Here is a 17,777-nt window from a genome sequence, read left to right as displayed (position 1 = left end):
CCCCCTGTAGCCGATAACGCGCTGTGACCCCGCTCGGTTCCCCCGTACCCTGGACGGTGCTATGACTGAGAACCTGCCGCGCACCGACCGCCCCCTTCGCGTCCTGGCCGCCATGTCCGGCGGAGTGGACTCCGCCGTCGCCGCCGCCCGTGCCGTCGAAGCCGGACACGACGTGACCGGCGTCCACCTCGCGCTCTCCGCGAACCCGCAGTCCTTCCGGACCGGCGCCCGCGGCTGCTGCACCATCGAGGACTCCCGCGACGCCCGCCGCGCCGCCGACGTCATCGGGATCCCCTTCTACGTCTGGGACCTGGCAGAGCGCTTCCGCGAGGACGTCGTCGAGGACTTCATCTCCGAGTACGAGGCCGGGCGCACCCCGAACCCCTGCCTGCGCTGCAACGAGAAGATCAAGTTCGCGGCGCTGCTCGACAAGGCCCTCGCCCTTGGCTTCGACGCCGTCTGCACCGGCCACTACGCCACCGTCGTGCTGAAGGAGGACGGCTCCCGCGAGCTGCACCGCGCCTCCGACATGGCCAAGGACCAGTCGTACGTCCTCGGCGTCCTCGACGAGAAGCAGCTCGCCCACGCCCTCTTCCCGCTCGGCGACACCCTCACCACCAAGGAAGAGATCCGCGCCGAGGCCGAGGAGCGGGGGCTGGCCGTCGCGAAGAAGCCCGACAGCCACGACATCTGCTTCATCGCCGACGGCGACACCCAGGGCTTCCTCGCGAACCGCCTCGGCAAGGCCGAGGGCGACATCGTCGACGAGGCGACCGGGGAGAAGGTCGGCACGCACGACGGTGCCTTCGGCTTCACCATCGGCCAGCGCAAGGGCCTGCGGATCGGCCACCCGGCCCCCGACGGCAAGCCGCGCTACGTCCTCGACATCTCCCCGGTGAACAACACCGTCACCGTCGGCCCCGTCGAGGCCCTCGACGTCAGCGCCCTCACCGCGATCCGGCCCCGCTGGTGCGGCGCCGAGGCGGCCGCCCCGGGCACCTACACCGCCCAGCTGCGCGCCCACGGCGGCGAGACCGAGGTCTTCGCCGAGGTCGTGGACGGCGAGCTGCGGGTCTCCTTCACCGAGCCCGTCCGCGGTGTGGCCCCCGGCCAGGCGATCGTGCTCTACGACGGCACCCGCGTGGTCGGTTCCGCCACCATCGCGACGACGACGCGGGCCGCGGCCGCGGTCTGACGGGCTCCGGTCAGACCACCGTCAGGACGATCTTGCCGGTGGTCCGGCCCTGCTCGCCGATCTCGTGGGCCCGCGCCGCGTCCGCCAGCGGCAGCACCGTCTCGACCAGCGGCTTCAGCAGCCCCTTGTCCGCGAGGTCCGCGATCGCCTCCAGGCCCTTGAGGTCGGGGTCGACCAGGACCCAGGACGCGTTCACCCCGGAGGGGTCCGCCGGCACGGAGTCCGGGCCGGGCAGCGAGACCAGGTGCCCGCCGGGCTTGAGGACGTTCAGGCTGCGCTCGGCGGTGTCGCCGCCCAGCGCGTCCAGCACGACGTCGACGTCCGAGACCGCCTCGGCGAAGTCCACGGAGCGGTAGTCGATCAGCTCGTCGGCGCCCAGCCCGCGCAGCACGTCGTGCTTGGCGGCGCTGGCCGTTCCGATCACGTACGCACCGCGCGCCTTGGCGATCTGCACCGCGAGGTGCCCGACGCCGCCGGCCGCCGCGTGCACGAGCACCCGCTGCCCGGCCGTGACACCGGCGGTGTCCACCAGCGCCTGCCAGGCGGTGAGCGCCGCCAGCGGCAGCGCCGCCGCCTGCACGTGGTCGAGGGAGCCGGGCTTGCGGGCGAAGTGCCGCGCCGGGGCCACCACGTACTCCGCGTATCCGCCCGCCTGGCGCGGGAACAGCGGCATGCCGTACACCTCGTCACCGGGGGCGTAGATGGTCACGCCGGGGCCGACCGCCTCGACCGTGCCGGACACGTCCCAGCCGACGATCGGGGTCTCGCCCCAGGCGATCAGGGCGCCGCTGGCGCGGGTCTTCCAGTCGACCGGGTTGACGCCCGCCGCGTGGACCCGGACGAGGACCTCGCCCAGCCCCGGCTCCGGTCGCTCGATCTCCCGCTCGACCAGGTTCTCCGGGCCGCCCCACTCGTTGACGACGATCGCGCGCATCTCAGTCCGCCTCATTCCATCCGTTTGCATCCTCCACCGGGTCGTTTCCCGGCGACGTGTCCCAGATTCGGGCACCGGGCACTCGCCCGGTGTTGGCCGTTTGGCCACTATGTGACAGGATCTGGCCATGGGTGAGATGCAGGAGCACATCAAGGACACGACCCACGGCGGGAGCGGCGCGGCCGGCCGGCACCTGGTCGCGGTGCTGGCCCTGCCGGGCTTCCCCCCGTTCGAGCTGGGGATCCCCTCCCGGGTCTTCGGCAGCGCCGTCGACGACGACGGCGAGGCCCTCTACGAGGTCGTCGTCTGCACCTCCGACGGCGCCCCCGTGCCCAGCGACTCCGGATTCGCCCTCCAGCCCGCCGCCGGCCCCGAGGCCCTCGCCGCCGCCGACACCGTGATCGTCCCGCCCACCCACGCCATGCCCGAGCTCGCCCGCGGCGGGCCGCTGCCGCCCGCCGTCGCCGAGGCCATCGCCGGCATCCGACCCGGCACCCGCCTGGTGTCCATCTGCTCCGGCTCCTACGTGCTCGCCGCCGCCGGACTCCTCGACGACCGCCCCGCGACCACGCACTGGAACCTCGCCGACGAGTTCCGCCGCGCCTACCCCCGGGTCCGCATCGACGAGGACGTCCTCTTCGTCGACGACGGCGACGTCCTGACCTCGGCCGGGGTCTCCGCCGGAGTCGACCTGTGCCTGCACCTGATCCGCCGCGACCACGGCGTCGCCGTCACCAACCGGGCCGCCCGCATGTGCGTCGTACCGCCCTGGCGCGACGGCGGGCAGGCCCAGTTCATCGACCGGCCCGTTCCCGAGCCCACCGTCGCCACCACCACCGCCACCCGCGCCTGGGCCCTGGAACGCCTCGCCGAACCGGTCAGCCTCGCCGAACTCGCCGCCCACGCCCGGATGAGCCTGCGCACCTTCACCCGGCGCTTCCGCGACGAGGTCGGCATGACCCCCGTGCAGTGGCTCACCGCCCAACGCCTGGAGACGGCCCGGCACCTGCTCGAATCCAGCGACCTCCCCGTCGACCTCGTCGCCCACCGGTCCGGCTTCGGCTCCGCCAACTCCCTGCGCCAGCACATGCGCGCGTCCCTCGGCGTCTCCCCGATCGCCTACCGCCGCACCTTCCAGCCCGCCGCCCCGGCATGACCCCATAAGTAATCGCCAACGCCGCCGCCCGCTGACAGCATCGGATCAACGGCCCGCACCGGCGGGCCGATCGGAACCGACGGGGGAGCAGACCATGACCGCCTACGCCATCGCCCACATACGCCCCGAGACGATGAACGAGGACATCCTCACCTACATCGAGACCATGCAGTCGACCCTGGACCCCTTCGGCGGCCGCTTCCTCGTGCACGGCAAGGAGGTCGAGGTCCTCGAAGGCCCCTTCCCCGGCACCGTCGTCGTCATCGGCTTCCCCGACATCGAACGGGCCCGCGCCTGGTACGCCTCCGACGCCTACCGGGCCATCCTCCCCCTGCGCACGAAGCACATCCCCGGCGAGGTCATCCTCGTCGAGGGCGTCCCGGCCGACTACGACGCCTCGAAGACGGCCGCCGGCCTGCGCGCCCAAGCCGGCCTCTGATGGGCAACCGGGCCACCTTCGTGATCGCGGGCCCCGAGGGGTACACCCGCCATCGCTCCTCCTACGGCGCGGTGGCCCTGGACCTCGACCTGCTCGCCGGGCCCGAGGTGGCCGTCCCGTACCTGCGCGCCCACGCGTCCGACGACAGCTGGTACCCGGACGACATGGTCGAGGCGGGCATCCTCGCCGATCCCTGCCGCAGGCTCCTGCTGGTCTTCGCGTGGGAGGGGCCCACCGCCTCCCTGCGCACCCGGGCCGCGGGCCTGGAACTCCTGCGGCTCGCCTGGCCCGGCTGGGAGGTGCGCTGGCTCTACGACGGCCAGAGCGGGCTGCGGGCCCACCTCGGCCTCGCTCCGCAGGAGCCCGCCGCCGAGGTGTACCCCGGCCCGGCGCTGGAGCCGGACGACGAGGAGCTGGCCGACCCCGATCCGCTGGTCGCCGTGGTCACCGTCGGCACCGACCGCTGCCACGTCCTCGCCGACATCAACGACCACCCGGTCGAGGAGGGCCCCGCCCTGCTGGACCGGCTCCTGGACGCCCCCGACCACGGCCGGTACCGGCTGCGGGCGGATGCCGGCATCCACGTCGACCCGGCGCGGCGCCACGTCAGCTGGTGGCTGAACACGGCCCGGGCCCACGCCCGCACCGTCGAGCAGCGGTGGCCCGGTTGGACCGTGGAGTTCTGGGAGGACCGCTGGGCGGAGCACGAACGGGCCTCCGGCGGCCGCTTCGCCCCGCCCGCGCCCGACCGCGCCGCCGCGCTGGCCGACGTACGGGCGCAGGCGCTGGAGCGGTGGGCAGGGCCGCGGGGCGACGCGCGGGAACGGCTCGTCGCCGCGCTCCCGCACACCACGATCGGCCGGGGCTTCGCCCCCGCCGTCACGGCGGAGCAGGCTGCCGCCGCCCGCGCCGCCGTGGAGCGGGCCCACGCGGCGGCCGCCGCCACCTGACCGGCGAATTCGGCCACCTCGCCCCCGGGCACCGTCACCGGCACCGAACTCCCGCCCGCCGCCCGCGCCGCCGTGGAGCGGGCCCGAGCCGCAGCCGTCCCACCCGACCCCGGCCTCCGGGCCCCGGGCGCCCGCGGGACCGCCCTCGGCACCGGCCCACCTCCCGCCGCAGCAGGCCGGGCCGCCCGGCCCGGGCCGGGGCGGGGACCCCGGGGCTTCGCCCTCCGCGGCCTGCCGGACCTGCGAGCATGGGCGGTATGGCTACTCACCTGATCACCGGTGCCGGTTCCGGCATCGGCGCCGCCGTCGCGACCCGTCTGCACGCCCGCGGCGACGACCTCGTCCTCCTGGCCCGCGACGCCGCCCGCGGCAAGCAGCTCGTCGAGCGCTACCCCGGCTCCCGGGTCCTCGTGGGCGACCTCGCCGATCCCGACCGGCTCTCCTGGGCCTTCTCCAAGCAGGCGATCCCCGAGCGCATCGACTCGCTGCTGCACATCGCCGGGATCGTGGACCTCGGACCGGTGGGCGAGCTGCGCCCCAAGACCTGGCACCAGCAGCTCAACGTGAACCTGATCGCCCCCGCCGAGGTGACCCGGCTGCTGCTGCCCACCCTGCGCGCATCCCGGGCCACCATCGTCTTCGTGAACTCCGGCGCCGGCCTCAACGCCCACGCCGACTGGAGCGCGTACGCCGCCTCCAAGCACGGCCTGAAGGCCCTCGCCGACTCGCTGCGCGCAGAGGAGCGGGCCAACGGCGTCCGTGTCACCTCCGTCTACCCGGGCCGCACCGCCAGCCCCATGCAGGCCAAGGTGCACTCCCAGGAGGGCAAGGAGTACGACCCCGCCGACTGGATCGACCCCGAGTCGGTGGCGACCACCGTCGTCATGGCCGTCGACCTGCCCCGCGACGCCGAGGTCAACGACCTGTCCGTCAGGCCGGGCCGATGAGCGCAGGCGCGACCGGCGTCGGCTCGCTGCCCGGCGGTGACGCCCGCGAGGCCGCCAAGACCGCGACCGGTTCCTTCGAGGACTTCCCGTACCTGCCCGAACTGCCGGCCCGCGGGCCGGGCGCCGACATGATCGGCCGCTCGACCGGGCTGCTCGTCGACATGTACGCGCACGTGGAGCCCAGCGGCTGGCGGATCAGCGACCGGCCCGGGCGCGACACGCGCCGGGCCCGGTCCTGGCTGGGCGAGGACCTGGACGCCCTGGAGGAGTTCACCCAGGGCTACACCGGCAGGCTCAAGGTCCAGGCGGTCGGGCCGTGGACGCTCGCCGCCGCTCTGGAGCTGCACGGCGGCGAGGCGATGCTGCAGGACGCCGGCGCCTGCCGGGACCTGGCCGGATCGCTCGCCGAGGGCCTGCGCGAGCACCTCGCCGACGTGCGCAAGCGGATCCCCGGCGCCGACGTGGTGCTCCAGCTCGACGAGCCGTCCCTGACGGCCGTGCTGCTCGGCCGGGTCCGCTCCGCGAGCGGCTACCGCACCTACCGCGCCGTCGACCGGCAGGTCGTCGAAGGCACCCTGCGCGACCTGTTCGCCGTCCACGACGGCGAGGTGATCGTCCACTCCTGCGCGCCCGAGGTCCCCTTCGGCCTGCTGCGCCGGGCCGGCGCCACGGGCGTGTCGTTCGATTTCTCCCTGCTCACGGAGCGCGAGGACGACGCCATCGGGGAGGCCGTCGAAGGCGGCACGAAGCTGTTCGCCGGAGTGGTGCCGGGCACCGACGGCCCGTTGTCGGACCCGGGCGGTAGCGTCATGGGTGTCAGGAAGCTCTGGCGCAGGCTGGGGCTGGCCCCGGGGACTCTGGCGGAGTCCGTCGTGGTCACCCCCTCGTGCGGTCTGGCGGGCGCCTCGCCCGCCTACGCCCGCGCGGTGCAGGCACATTGCGTCAGAGCGGCGAGGTCGCTCGCCGACAACCCTGAGTGACGGTCGGGACGGGCCACGGGAGGACACGGCATGGCAGCCGAACAGCAGGACACGGCAGTACCGGCGGCGGTGCGCGAACAGCACCAGCTGCTGGCCGAACAGGTCGAGGAGCACCGCTTCCGGTACTACGTGAACGACCAGCCGGTCGTCAGCGACGCCGAGTTCGACAAGCTGCTGCGTTCGCTGGAGGCGCTGGAGGAGCAGTACGCGGAGCTGCGCACGCCCGACTCGCCCACCCAGAAGGTGGCCGGGGCGTACGAGACGGACTTCGCCTCCGTCGAGCACCGCGAGCGCATGCTCTCCCTCGACAACGCCTTCGACGACGAAGAACTGTCCGCCTGGGCCGACCGGGTGGCCCGCGACACGGGAACTGCCGACTACCACTACCTGTGCGAGCTGAAGGTGGACGGTCTCGCCGTCAACCTCACCTACGAGAACGGCCGCCTCACCCGGGCCGCCACCCGCGGCGACGGCCGCACCGGTGAGGACATCACGCCCAACGTCCGCACCATCGCCGACATCCCGGACTGCCTGTCCGGCGACCGGATCCCGGCGCTGGTCGAGATCCGCGGCGAGGTCTACTTCCCGATGGAGAAGTTCGAGGAGCTCAACGCGAGACTCGTCGCGGCGGAGGGCAAGCCCTTCGCCAACCCGCGCAACGCCGCGGCCGGTTCGCTGCGCCAGAAGGACCCCAAGGTCACGGCGAGCCGGCCGCTGCACATGGTCGTCCACGGCATCGGTGCCCGCGCGGGCTTCGAGATCGAGCGCCAGTCGCAGGCGTACGAGCTGCTGCGCGAGTGGGGCCTGCCCACCGCCCGGCACAACAAGGTGGTCTCCTCGCTCGCCGAGGTCCGGGCCTTCATCGCGGAGTTCGGCGAGAACCGGCACTCGGTGGAGCACGAGATCGACGGCGTGGTCGTCAAGCTCGACGAGATCGCCCTCCAGGGCCGCCTCGGCTCCACCGCCCGCGCCCCCCGCTGGGCCATCGCCTGGAAGTACGCGCCCGAAGAGGTCAACACCAAGCTGATCGACATCAAGGTCGGCGTCGGGCGCACCGGGCGCGTGACCCCGTACGCGCAGGTCGAGCCGGTGACGGTGGCGGGCTCCGAGGTCGAGTTCGCGACGCTCCACAACCAGGAGGTCGTCAAGGCCAAGGGCGTGCTCATCGGGGACACCGTGGTCCTGCGCAAGGCGGGCGACGTCATCCCCGAGATCCTCGGCCCGGTGGTCGACCTGCGCGACGGCACCGAGCGGGAGTTCGTCATGCCGGCCGACTGCCCCGCCTGCGGGACGGCGCTGCGGCCCATGAAGGAGGGGGACATCGACGTCCGGTGCCCCAATGGACAGACCTGCCCGGCCCAGTTGCGCGAACGGATCTACTACCTCGCCGGCCGGCAGTCCCTGGACATCGAGAACTTCGGCATCGTCGCGGCGGCCGCGCTGACCGGCCCGCTGGAGCCGGCCCGGTCGCCCCTGCTCGACGAGGGAGACCTCTTCGACCTGACCATCGAGCAGCTGCTGCCCATCAAGGCGTACGTCCTCGACCCGGACAGCGGTCTGCCCAAGCGCGACCCCAAGACAGGCGAGGAGAAGATCGTCACGGTCTTCGCCAACCAGAAGGGCGAGCCGAAGAAGAACGCGCTGGCCATGCTGGAGAACATCGCCGCCGCCAAGGACCGCCCCCTCGCCCGCGTCATCAACGGCCTGTCCATCCGCCACGTCGGACCGGTCGCGGCCGAGGCGCTCGCCCGCGAGTTCCGCTCCATCGCGGCCATCGAGGCGGCGACCGAGGAGCAGCTGACCGCCACGGACGGGGTCGGCGCCATCATCGCCGCCTCGCTCAAGGAGTGGTTCGCGGTCGACTGGCACCAGGAGATCCTGCGCAAGTGGCGGGAGGCCGGGGTCCGGATGGAGGAGGAAGGTTCCGCCGAGGAGGAGGGACCGCGGCCCCTGGAGGGACTGACCGTGGTCGTCACCGGCACTTTGCAGAGCCACACGCGGGACGGCGCCAAGGAGGCCCTGCAGAGCCGCGGCGCCAAGGTGACCGGATCCGTCTCGAAGAAGACCTCCTTCGTCGTGGTCGGCGACAACCCCGGCTCGAAGTACGACAAGGCCGTCCAGTTGAAGCTGCCCGTCCTCGACGACGCCGGCTTCGCCGTACTGCTGGAGCAGGGCCCGGACGCGGCACGCGAGGCCGCGCTCCCGGTGGACGGCGCGCCCGAAGGGGAGTAAGTACCCAAGGGCAATCCCCGAGGGGGGAGTGGCGAAGGCGAACGGATGCGTGGCGTGCGGCCGTACGGGCGGGCGCACGCCAGGCGCGGCGGACGGTGGTAAACGGCCGGTACAAGGCTGGTCGCAGGGCGGTGACCTGTCGGATCATCGGAGGGGTGACTGGGGGCCCCGGTCCAAACTCACCCGTTCGGCGGATACCGTACTGATGAGGATGGCTGGGTCGCATTCGGGCAACCACTGCCGACCGCTGCCCCTGGGAGCCTCCCGCGTCCTACTGTTGAGGGGTGCGCCTGTCGTGCACGGCTGCGGGATGCGATTCCGGCCGTGGTGGCATGACATCGGGGCCATCGCGTGACATCGGCATCGCCGGCTGTGAGAGGTACGGGCATGAAACCCACCGAAAGCGCCGACCCGTCACCTGAATTCGGCGGGGACATCCCGTCCATGCGGGCGGGCAGGCTCGGCGTCCTGCGGGCCAGGACGCCGGAGACCCGACCGGTCGACACCGGTGAGGGCGGGCAGGGGCGGCGCGGCGTGCTGCCCTTCCTCGTCGTGGGTCTCGCGGTCGTCGTGCTCACCACCGGCGTCGTGTCGGCCCTGAGCGGCCGTCATGCGCTGTTCCCCGGGGGGCCGGTCGGCTGGGCGCTGGCCCTCCTCACCGGCATCATCGTCGGCCACCTGGTCGCCCTCGGCCGGGACCGCTGGTGGGGCGGCACCGGATCGGGCGCCGCGCTCACCCTCGGCGTACTCATCCTCTACGGCTGGGTGCCCGCCGGACTCGTCTCGCTGGCCGTGGTCTCCCTCGTCGGGGCCGCCCGCCGGCACCGCTGGCGCCAGGGGCTGCTCCACGGTTCCGTCGACATCCTCGGCATCGGGGCCGGCGCCCTCGTGCTCGCCGCCTTCGGCGAGACGCCCACCGTCGAAACCCCGTGGCCGCCCACCACCTGGGGGCTGGACGCCCTCCCGGAGATCGTCCTCGTCGCCGTCGCCTATTTGCTCTCCACACGCCTCCTGCTCTGGATCGCACTGGCCCCGCGTGGCGGCGGGCTGCCCACCGTCGCCCGGACCGCCCTGATCCGACAGGCCTTAGTGGCGGTCGCGCTGCTCGGCATCGCACCCCTGATCTGCGTGGTCGCGGTCACCCAGCCGGTCCTGCTGCCGCTGTTCGCCGTACCGCTGATCGCGCTGGACTCCACCCTGTGGATCGCCCGGGCGCGCGCCGAGGAGCAGCTGCGGGACCCCCTGACCGGGCTGCCGAACCGGCAGTGGCTGCTGGAGCGCACCTGGTCCGCCCTCGACGAGGCTGAACGTTTGGGCACCCGGGCCGCCCTCGTGCTGATCGACCTGGACCGCTTCCGGGCGGTCAACGACACCCTGGGCCACCTGGCGGGCGACCGGCTCCTCCTCCAGATCGCCGACCGGCTGCGCCAGGCGCTGCCCGAGGAGGCCGAGGCAGCCCGCCTGGGAGGCGACGAGTTCGCCGTCCTCCTCCCCGTCGCCGACTCCACCACCAGCGCCCAGCGCATCGCCCGCCACCTGGTGGCGGAGCTCAGCTCCCCGCTCGACCTGGACGGCCTGACGCTCGTCCTGGAGGCCAGCGCCGGCCTCGCCGTCTTCCCCGACCACGCGCTGGACGCCGAGGGGCTGCTGCGGCGCGCGGACGTGGCGATGTACCAGGCCAAGCGGGACCGCACGGGCGTGGAGGTGTACGAGTCCAAGCGGGACAGCAACACCCCCGACCGCCTGGGCCTCCTCGGCGACCTCCGCCGGGCCCTCGACGCAGGTGAAGTGGAACTCCACTACCAGCCGAAGGTCCGCTTCGACGGCCAGGTCGCCGGGCTCGAAGCACTGGTCCGATGGGTCCACCCGGAACGCGGCCGGGTACCCCCGGACGAATTCATCGCGATCGCCGAGACCTCCGGGCTGATGCCGCACCTGACGGAGTACGTGCTGGAGACCGCCCTGGCCCAGGTGGCCCGCTGGCGGGCGCAGGGCCTGAAGGTTCCGGTCGCCGTCAACGTCTCACCGCGCGACGTCCACACGCCCGGGTTCGCCGGCGCGGTCGCCGCGCGGCTGGCCCGCCACGGGGTCCCGGCCAGCGGCCTGCAGCTGGAGATAACGGAACACGTCCTGCTGGAGGACCCCCAGCGGGCGGCGGACACCATGGCCGGCCTCACCGGGCACGGCGTGAAGATGTCCCTGGACGACTTCGGCACCGGCTACTCCTCCCTCGTGCACCTGCGCCGCCTGCCGGTCAGCGAGCTGAAGATCGACCGCTCGTTCGTGGGCCGGCTCGCCGTCGACACGCAGGACGCGGAGATCGTCCGCTGCACCGTGGACCTCGCCCACTCGCTCGGCCTGCTCGTCGTGGCGGAGGGCGTCGAGGACGACGAGACCTGGGAGCGGCTGCGGGACCTGGGCTGCGACGCCGTACAGGGGTGGCTGGTGGCCGCCGCGATGCCGCCGCAGGAGGCCACCGCCTGGCTGCTGGCCCGCGGTGAGCGCGGCTGGCGCCGCCCGGCGGACATCACGGCGGAACTGGCGGCGGCCGAGGCCGACGCGGTCTGACCGCCGTCCCCCGGCGGTGCCCCGCCGGCGCGGCGGTACCCCCGCGGGCAGGCCGCCGCCGCCGGGGCTTGGGCCCCGGACCCCGCGCCCCACACGCCGGCGAGGCTGAAACGGAGCCCCGCCGGCGTCCGGTGCGCGGGCCCGTGCCGTGGCTCGGGCCAAACCGTTTCGCAGGCCGGGCACCGGGCCCCATAGGATTGAGCCCGAAACGACACATCCACCCACCCCCAGAGGATCGCTGCATGCCTGGCATTACGCGCGAGGAGGTCGTCCACCTCGCACGGCTGGCGCGCCTTGAGCTGTCCAGCAACGAGCTGGATCACTTCGCCGGACAGCTCGACGACATCATCGGCGCGGTCGCCCGCGTCTCCGAGGTCGCCGACCAAGACGTCCCGCCGACCTCCCACCCGCTGCCGCTGACGAACGTCATGCGCGCGGACGAGGTCCGTCCGTCGCTCACCCCCGAGCAGGCGCTCTCCGGTGCTCCCGCCCAGGAGCAGCAGCGTTTCAAGGTGCCGCAGATCCTGGGGGAGGACTAACAGCCATGGTCGACATCATCAAGCTCACGGCCGCCGAGACCGCCGAGAAGATCGCCTCCGGCGAGCTCACGGCCGTCGAGGTGACCGAGGCCCACCTGGCCCGCATCGACGCCACCGACGAGAAGGTCCACGCCTTCCTGCACGTGGACCGCGAAGGGGCGCTCGCCCAGGCCCGCGCCGTCGACGCCAAGCGCGCGGCCGGTGAGAAGCTCGGCCCGCTGGCCGGCGTGCCCCTCGCCCTCAAGGACATCTTCACCACCGTCGGGGTCCCGACCACCGTCGGCTCGAAGATCCTCGAAGGCTGGATCCCGCCCTACGACGCCACCCTGACGCGCAAGCTGAAGGAAGCCGACGTCGTCATTCTCGGCAAGACCAACATGGACGAGTTCGCCATGGGGTCCTCCACCGAGAACAGCGCCTACGGCCCGACCGGCAACCCGTGGGACCTCACCCGCATCCCCGGCGGCTCCGGCGGCGGCTCCGCCGCGGCGCTCGCCGCCTTCCAGGCCCCGCTCGCCATCGGCACGGACACCGGCGGCTCCATCCGCCAGCCCGCCGCCGTCACCGGCACGGTCGGCGTGAAGCCCACGTACGGCGGCGTCTCGCGCTACGGCATGGTCGCCTTCTCCTCCTCCCTCGACCAGGGCGGTCCCTGCGCCCGCACGGTCCTGGACGCGGCACTGCTGCACGAGGTGATCGCCGGGCACGACCCGCTCGACTCCACCTCCATCGACGCCCCGGTCCCGCCGGTCGTCGAGGCCGCCCGCAACGGCTCGGTCGCCGGCATGCGCGTCGGCGTCGTCAAGCAGTTCGCGGGCGAGGGCTACCAGGCCGGCGTCGTCCAGCGCTTCAACGAGTCGGTGGCGCTCCTCAAGGAGCTCGGCGCCGAGATCGTCGAGCTGGACTGCCCGTCCTTCGACCTCGCGATGGCCGCGTACTACCTGATCGCGCCGTCCGAGTGCTCCTCGAACCTGGCCCGCTTCGACGCCATGCGCTACGGCCTGCGCGTCGGCGACGACGGCACCAAGTCCGCCGAGGACGTCACCGCCCTGACCCGCGAAGCCGGCTTCGGCGACGAGGTCAAGCGCCGCGTCATCCTCGGCACGTACGCGCTCAGCTCCGGCTACTACGACGCGTACTACGGCTCCGCCCAGAAGGTCCGCACGCTGATCTCGCAGGACTTCGAGAAGTCCTTCGAGAAGGTGGACGTGATCGTCTCCCCGACGACCCCGACCACCGCCTTCCCCATCGGCGAGCGCACTGACGACCCCCTCGCCATGTACCTCGCGGACCTGTGCACCATCCCGACCAACCTGGCCGGCAACTCCGCCATGTCGCTGCCCTGCGGCCTGGCACCGGAGGACGGTCTCCCGGTCGGGCTCCAGATCATCGCCCCGGCGATGAAGGACGACCGGCTCTACAAGGTCGGTGCCGCCGTGGAGGCGGCCTTCGTCGCACGCTGGGGTCACCCGCTGCTTGAGGAGGCACCGTCCCTGTGAGCACCAGTGCACTGACCAAGGCCAAGGGCTTCAAGAAGTCCAAGACCGGCACCTACCTGTCGATCGGCACCACCGCCTTCGGCGCCATCAGCGTGATCAAGCAGGTCAAGAAGGCCCGCAGCGAGAACGACGTGCTGAAGCTGGTCGACGCCGCCGTGTCCGCCGCCGCCATCGTCACCGGCCTCGCGATCCTGTACCGCGAGCTGAAGCGCCTGGGCGACGACGACGTCCTGCTGGGCTGAGAGGGAAAAGTTTCACCGTGAGCACCTACACCGAACTGATGTCGTACGAGGACGCTCTCGCCTCGTACGACCCCGTCATGGGCCTGGAGGTCCATGTCGAGCTCGGCACCAAGACCAAGATGTTCTGCGGCTGTTCCACCGAGCTGGGCGCCGAGCCCAACTCGCAGACCTGCCCCACCTGCCTCGGTCTGCCCGGCTCCCTGCCGGTCGTCAACGCGATCGGCGTCGAGTCGGCCATCAAGATCGGTCTCGCGCTGAACTGCGAGATCGCCGAGTGGTGCCGCTTCGCCCGGAAGAACTACTTCTATCCGGACATGCCGAAGAACTTCCAGACCTCCCAGTACGACGAGCCCATCGCCTTCAACGGCTATCTGGACGTCCAGCTGGAGGACGGCGAGATCTTCCGCGTGGAGATCGAGCGCGCCCACATGGAGGAGGACACCGGCAAGTCGCTGCACGTCGGCGGCGCCACCGGCCGTATCCACGGCGCGTCCCACTCCCTGCTGGACTACAACCGCGCCGGCATCCCGCTCATCGAGATCGTCACCAAGCCCATCGAGGGCGCGGGCGAGCGGGCCCCCGAGGTCGCCAAGGCGTACGTCGCCGAGCTGCGTGAGGTCATCAAGGCGCTCGGCGTCTCCGAGGCCCGCATGGACAAGGGCCAGATGCGCTGCGACGTGAACCTGTCGCTGCGCCCGACGCCCGAGTCCGAGTTCGGCACCCGCTCGGAGACCAAGAACGTCAACTCGCTCCGCTCCGTCGAGCGGGCGGCCCGCTTCGAGATCCAGCGCCACGCCGCGGTGCTCTCGTCGGGCGGCTCGATCGTTCAGGAGACCCGGCACTTCCACGAGGAGGACGGCTCCACCACGGCCGGCCGCATCAAGGACAACGCCGAGGACTACCGGTACTTCCCGGAGCCCGACCTGGTCCCCGTCGCCCCGGCCCGCGAGTGGGTCGAGGAGCTGCGCGGCGGTCTGCCCGAGATGCCGCGCGTGCGCCGCAACCGGCTCCGCGAGGAGTGGGACGTCACCGAGCACGACATGCAGTCGATCCTCAACGCGGGCGCGGTGGACTCCATCGTCGCCACGATCGAGGCGGGAGCCGACTCGGCCGCCGCGCGCAAGTGGTGGATGGGCGAGCTGGCCCGCAACGCCAACGAGCAGGGCGTCGTCGTCGACGAGCTGCCGATCACCCCGGCGCAGGTGGCCCGGGTCGCGTCCCTCGTCGCGGCCGGCGACCTGAACGACAAGCTGGCCCGTCAGGTCATCGAGGGCGTCCTCGTCGGCGAGGGCACCCCCGACGAGGTCGTCGAGAAGCGCGGCCTGAAGGTCGTCTCGGACGAGGGCGCACTCGGCGCGGCCGTCGACGAGGCCATCGCGGGCAACGCAGCCATCGCCGACAAGATCCGCGGCGGCAAGATCGCCGCGGTCGGCGCCCTGGTCGGCGCGGTCATGAAGACCACCCGCGGCCAGGCCGACGCGGCGCGCGTCAAGGAGCTCATCCTGGAGCGCCTGGGCGTCTCCGAGGGCTGACCCCTCCGGCCCTGACGGCCCGAACACCCCGAGGCCCCGCACCCGTTGGTGCGGGGCCTCGGTCGTCTCCCGCACACTGGACCGTCAAGGCCGCCGGAGGGCAGGGGGAGTTGCGGGTGGAGATCGGAGCGATGGTCATCGGGGTCGTGGGTGTCGCGGGCACCCTGGGCGCCGCGCTGCTCACTCAGCGCGGCACGGAGCGGGCGAAACGTCGGGAGATCGAACTGCTCCGCGGGCAGGAGGAGGTCCGTGAGAGCCAGGTGCTGCGGCGCACCTGCTACATCGATCTCAACCGTGACGCCAGGCAGTTCACCACCGCTCTGAACCGACACCTGCACGCCATGCAGGAGCCGGGTGTCGGAGGTGCCGACAGCGATGTACTGGAGGCGGCGAAGGACGCGCACCGCGACCGGTACTCCCAGGCTCAGATGATCGCTCCCGACGAAGTGCTGGCACGGGCGAGGCTCGTGAACCGCGCCCTTTACCAGCTATACGGTCAGGTCAAACGCCTGGAACGAGGGGCCCCCGAACCAGGCGAGACGATCCAGACCGCCGTCCGTGCGAAGGACGATGTCTGGGAGCTCATCGCCGAGATGCGTGCGGCGATGCGGCAGGACCTCGGTGTAGCGGGTGGGTCCGTCAGCGCTTGAGGACGGGGGCCGCCAGGACGGCGCTGCCGCGGCCCTTGCAGCCCTCCTCCACCTTGATGCGCAGCCGCAGGGCGCCCTTGATGTCCAGGGACTTGGTGACCGGCTTGCCCAGGTGGACCAGTTCGGAGAAGACCGCGGGCTTGTCGTCCACCGAGATGGTCAGCCGTGCCTGCTCCACGGTCGAGCCGTCGTCGATGCCGGCGGTGAACTCCAGCGTGGACCAGGCCCTGTTGACGTCGTACTCGATCGCCGCGCCGTAATAGCAGCTGCCGAGCAGCGCCGCCCCGTACTCCGTGGTGTTCAGCTTCGCGGAGCCGACCTCGAAGTTGTCGACGCCGCCCACCGAGGACAGCACGGTCAGGTCGGCGACGTTGCTGTCCTTGACCTCCCCCGGGGCGTGCGGGCTCGAGGAGCCCTCCGGGGTCGGAGAGGCACCGGGGCCGGAACCGTCCGACGAGGAGTCCGGGGACGGGCTCGCGGAGGCCGAGGAGGGCGCAGGGGCCGACGACTGCGACGCGCTTGCGCCGCCGGGCTTCCCGCTCGCGGCCGCGTCCCCCTTGTCCTTGTCGCCCAGGAACTTCACGCCGGCCACCGCGAGCGCCGCCAGAACGACGACGGTGACCGCCGAGCCCAGGACCAGGCCGGTCCGCCGCTTCTTCTTCGGCGGGGCGGGCTGAGCGGGCGGCGCCGGCGACAGGTTGTACGCGGGCCCGTACCCCTGCGGCACCGAGGCCGCCGGTTCCGGTACGGGTGCCGGCGCGGGCTCCGTCGCCGGCTGTGCGGGCTGCGTGGACTGTGCGGGCGGCGCCGGATCCGGCGCGGTCAGCGGCGCCGTCGGCGGGTCCGACGCGGCGGCACCGGCGGGCGCGGTCGGACTGTACGCGGGCGGTGGCGGCGCCGCCACCGCCGCGGCCGCCGGAGCCACCGTGGGGGGCGGAGGTGCGGCCGGCTTCGGCGGGGAGTCTTGGAGGGCGGCCCGCTGGGAGGTCGTGGACGTCGTCGTGGACACCACGGCGCGGCGTACGTCCTTCATCCATCCGGCCAGGTTCACCGGCCGCCGGGAGGGCTCCTCCGCGTACAGGGCCGTGATCCGGGCCCGCTGTTCGGCGTCCAGCACGGCGATCTGCGGCAGCTCGGCCATCGCCCGGGCCAGCTGCTGCGGAGAGGCGGGCGGCGACTCCCCGCTGAGCAGGAAGTACGCGATCGCCCCGAAGGCGTACCGGTCGGTGCCAGGGGTCCGCCTGCCCTCGAACACCTCGGGGGCCGCGTAGCCCGGGGTGAACCAGACCTCGGCCGTCTGGTGGTCGGCGGTCAGCTTGCTGAGGCCGAAGTCCACCAGCGTGGCCTGCCCGTGCGCGTCGACCATCACGTTGCCGGGGGAGAGGTCGCCGTGGACGACCTGGCGTCCGGAGGGCGTGGCCTTCCCCGAGTGCAGCCAGTCCAGCACCTCGGCCAGCTGCTCCAGAGTCCGCATGACCTCGCGCCGCTCGGCGGCGGTGGCGAGCGTCCGTTCGGCGCGCCAGTCCCGCAGGTCGAGCCCGTCGATGTGGTTCATGACGAGGACGAGCGCCCGTCCGGTCAGGGTGGACGACTCCCCGGGCCGGTGGATCGGTGGGCCCTCGAAGTGCTCCCGCACGCCCACGACGCCCGGCCGGTGGACGAATCTCAGCAGTTCGGCCTGCTCGTTCCACTTCTGGCTGATGCGGTCGAAGACCTCGGGCGTGATGGTGGTCTTGGAGTCGAGCACCTTGACGACCACGGGCTCCGACCCGCCGGCGAGTTCGATCTCCGCGAGGTACAGCACGGCCTCCCCGCCGCGCCCGATCGACCTGAGCAGGCGGTAGCGGTCCGCTGCCGCGTCCGGCCCGATGTGCAGATCCTGGCTGGTCAATTTCCCCCCAGCTGCCCTGTGTT

The 17,777-nt window shown here is 72.6% G+C and carries 14 protein-coding genes and 1 pseudogene; 13 read left to right on the top strand and 2 right to left on the bottom strand.

All coding sequences use genetic code 11. From position 1 onward, the window contains the following. Positions 1-61: 61 nt before the first annotated feature. On the top strand, positions 62-1,195 hold the full coding sequence (gene mnmA / locus E6U81_RS26720; protein WP_136232624.1) for a tRNA 2-thiouridine(34) synthase MnmA: 1,134 nt from the start codon (positions 62-64) through the stop codon (positions 1,193-1,195). Positions 1,196-1,205: 10 nt separating this feature from the next. Here the strand turns inward: mnmA and E6U81_RS26715 are convergent, their stop codons facing one another. Continuing rightward, positions 1,206-2,129, bottom strand: a complete 924-nt coding sequence (locus tag E6U81_RS26715; protein ID WP_136232623.1) for an NADP-dependent oxidoreductase — start codon at positions 2,127-2,129, stop codon at positions 1,206-1,208. 136 nt (positions 2,130-2,265) lie between these two features. Here E6U81_RS26715 and E6U81_RS26710 point away from each other — a divergent pair, with 136 nt between their 5' ends. The 12 genes and pseudogenes from E6U81_RS26710 (at position 2,266) to E6U81_RS26655 (ending at position 15,863) form a co-directional block, all read left to right on the top strand. After that, a complete protein-coding gene (locus tag E6U81_RS26710; RefSeq protein WP_136232682.1) occupies positions 2,266-3,285 on the top strand; it encodes a helix-turn-helix domain-containing protein in 1,020 nt (339 codons plus the stop codon). Positions 3,286-3,379: 94 nt separating this feature from the next. Then, positions 3,380-3,724 (top strand): DUF1330 domain-containing protein, encoded by a 345-nt coding sequence (locus tag E6U81_RS26705; RefSeq protein ID WP_136232622.1) that lies wholly within the window; start codon positions 3,380-3,382, stop codon positions 3,722-3,724. Continuing rightward, the gene (locus E6U81_RS26700) at positions 3,724-4,674 is read left to right on the top strand and encodes a hypothetical protein (RefSeq protein ID WP_136232621.1); all 951 of its coding nucleotides are present in this window, start codon (positions 3,724-3,726) and stop codon (positions 4,672-4,674) included. The genes E6U81_RS26705 and E6U81_RS26700 overlap by 1 nt, the downstream gene beginning before the upstream one ends. Before the next feature lie 257 nt (positions 4,675-4,931). After that, entirely contained in the window at positions 4,932-5,621 is a 690-nt protein-coding gene (locus E6U81_RS26695) for an SDR family oxidoreductase (protein ID WP_206310020.1), read from the top strand. Next, positions 5,618-6,601 (top strand): methionine synthase, encoded by a 984-nt coding sequence (locus E6U81_RS26690; protein WP_136232619.1) that lies wholly within the window; start codon positions 5,618-5,620, stop codon positions 6,599-6,601. Before E6U81_RS26695 ends, E6U81_RS26690 begins: the two co-directional genes overlap by 4 nt. Before the next feature lie 30 nt (positions 6,602-6,631). Then, positions 6,632-8,833 (top strand): NAD-dependent DNA ligase LigA, encoded by a 2,202-nt coding sequence (ligA, locus tag E6U81_RS26685; protein ID WP_136232618.1) that lies wholly within the window; start codon positions 6,632-6,634, stop codon positions 8,831-8,833. A 609-nt stretch (positions 8,834-9,442) separates the two neighbouring features. After that, positions 9,443-11,401, top strand: a pseudogene (locus tag E6U81_RS26680) (EAL domain-containing protein); the annotation flags it as partial. A gap of 242 nt (positions 11,402-11,643) precedes the next feature. After that, positions 11,644-11,940, top strand: a complete 297-nt coding sequence (gene gatC, locus E6U81_RS26675; RefSeq protein ID WP_030030671.1) for an Asp-tRNA(Asn)/Glu-tRNA(Gln) amidotransferase subunit GatC — start codon at positions 11,644-11,646, stop codon at positions 11,938-11,940. A 5-nt stretch (positions 11,941-11,945) separates the two neighbouring features. Beyond that, positions 11,946-13,439 carry an Asp-tRNA(Asn)/Glu-tRNA(Gln) amidotransferase subunit GatA gene (gene gatA, locus E6U81_RS26670; RefSeq protein WP_136232616.1) on the top strand — a complete coding sequence of 498 codons (1,494 nt, stop codon included), beginning with the start codon at positions 11,946-11,948 and terminating at the stop codon, positions 13,437-13,439. Continuing rightward, positions 13,436-13,681 carry a hypothetical protein gene (locus E6U81_RS26665; protein WP_033224566.1) on the top strand — a complete coding sequence of 82 codons (246 nt, stop codon included), beginning with the start codon at positions 13,436-13,438 and terminating at the stop codon, positions 13,679-13,681. The genes gatA and E6U81_RS26665 overlap by 4 nt, the downstream gene beginning before the upstream one ends. A gap of 38 nt (positions 13,682-13,719) precedes the next feature. Continuing rightward, entirely contained in the window at positions 13,720-15,213 is a 1,494-nt protein-coding gene (gene gatB / locus E6U81_RS26660; RefSeq protein ID WP_136232681.1) for an Asp-tRNA(Asn)/Glu-tRNA(Gln) amidotransferase subunit GatB, read from the top strand. Between the two features lie 116 nt (positions 15,214-15,329). After that, complete coding sequence (locus tag E6U81_RS26655; protein WP_240804034.1) at positions 15,330-15,863, top strand: hypothetical protein; 534 nt, start codon at positions 15,330-15,332, stop codon at positions 15,861-15,863. On the opposite strand, the gene E6U81_RS26650 is transcribed toward E6U81_RS26655, so the two are convergent. Beyond that, positions 15,853-17,754 (bottom strand): protein kinase, encoded by a 1,902-nt coding sequence (locus E6U81_RS26650; RefSeq protein WP_168714748.1) that lies wholly within the window; start codon positions 17,752-17,754, stop codon positions 15,853-15,855. The two genes, E6U81_RS26655 and E6U81_RS26650, sit on opposite strands and share 11 nt — an antisense overlap. Between the last annotated feature and the right edge of the window lie 23 nt (positions 17,755-17,777).

The organism is Streptomyces sp. A0592 (genome assembly GCF_004795115.1).
Classification (GTDB): domain Bacteria; phylum Actinomycetota; class Actinomycetes; order Streptomycetales; family Streptomycetaceae; genus Streptomyces; species Streptomyces erythrochromogenes.
This window is presented reverse-complemented; position numbering and strand designations above follow the sequence as displayed.

Excerpts from the sequence above, each read along its gene's own strand:
- mnmA (WP_136232624.1), top strand. The coding sequence starts at position 62 with ATGACTGAGAACCTGCCGCGCACCGACCGCCCCCTTCGCGTCCTGGCC.
- E6U81_RS26715 (WP_136232623.1), bottom strand. The coding sequence starts at position 2,129 with ATGCGCGCGATCGTCGTCAACGAGTGGGGCGGCCCGGAGAACCTGGTC.
- E6U81_RS26710 (WP_136232682.1), top strand. The coding sequence starts at position 2,266 with ATGCAGGAGCACATCAAGGACACGACCCACGGCGGGAGCGGCGCGGCC.
- E6U81_RS26705 (WP_136232622.1), top strand. The coding sequence starts at position 3,380 with ATGACCGCCTACGCCATCGCCCACATACGCCCCGAGACGATGAACGAG.
- E6U81_RS26700 (WP_136232621.1), top strand. The coding sequence starts at position 3,724 with ATGGGCAACCGGGCCACCTTCGTGATCGCGGGCCCCGAGGGGTACACC.
- E6U81_RS26695 (WP_206310020.1), top strand. The coding sequence starts at position 4,932 with ATGGCTACTCACCTGATCACCGGTGCCGGTTCCGGCATCGGCGCCGCC.
- E6U81_RS26690 (WP_136232619.1), top strand. The coding sequence starts at position 5,618 with ATGAGCGCAGGCGCGACCGGCGTCGGCTCGCTGCCCGGCGGTGACGCC.
- ligA (WP_136232618.1), top strand. The coding sequence starts at position 6,632 with ATGGCAGCCGAACAGCAGGACACGGCAGTACCGGCGGCGGTGCGCGAA.
- gatC (WP_030030671.1), top strand. The coding sequence starts at position 11,644 with ATGCCTGGCATTACGCGCGAGGAGGTCGTCCACCTCGCACGGCTGGCG.
- gatA (WP_136232616.1), top strand. The coding sequence starts at position 11,946 with ATGGTCGACATCATCAAGCTCACGGCCGCCGAGACCGCCGAGAAGATC.
- gatB (WP_136232681.1), top strand. The coding sequence starts at position 13,720 with ATGTCGTACGAGGACGCTCTCGCCTCGTACGACCCCGTCATGGGCCTG.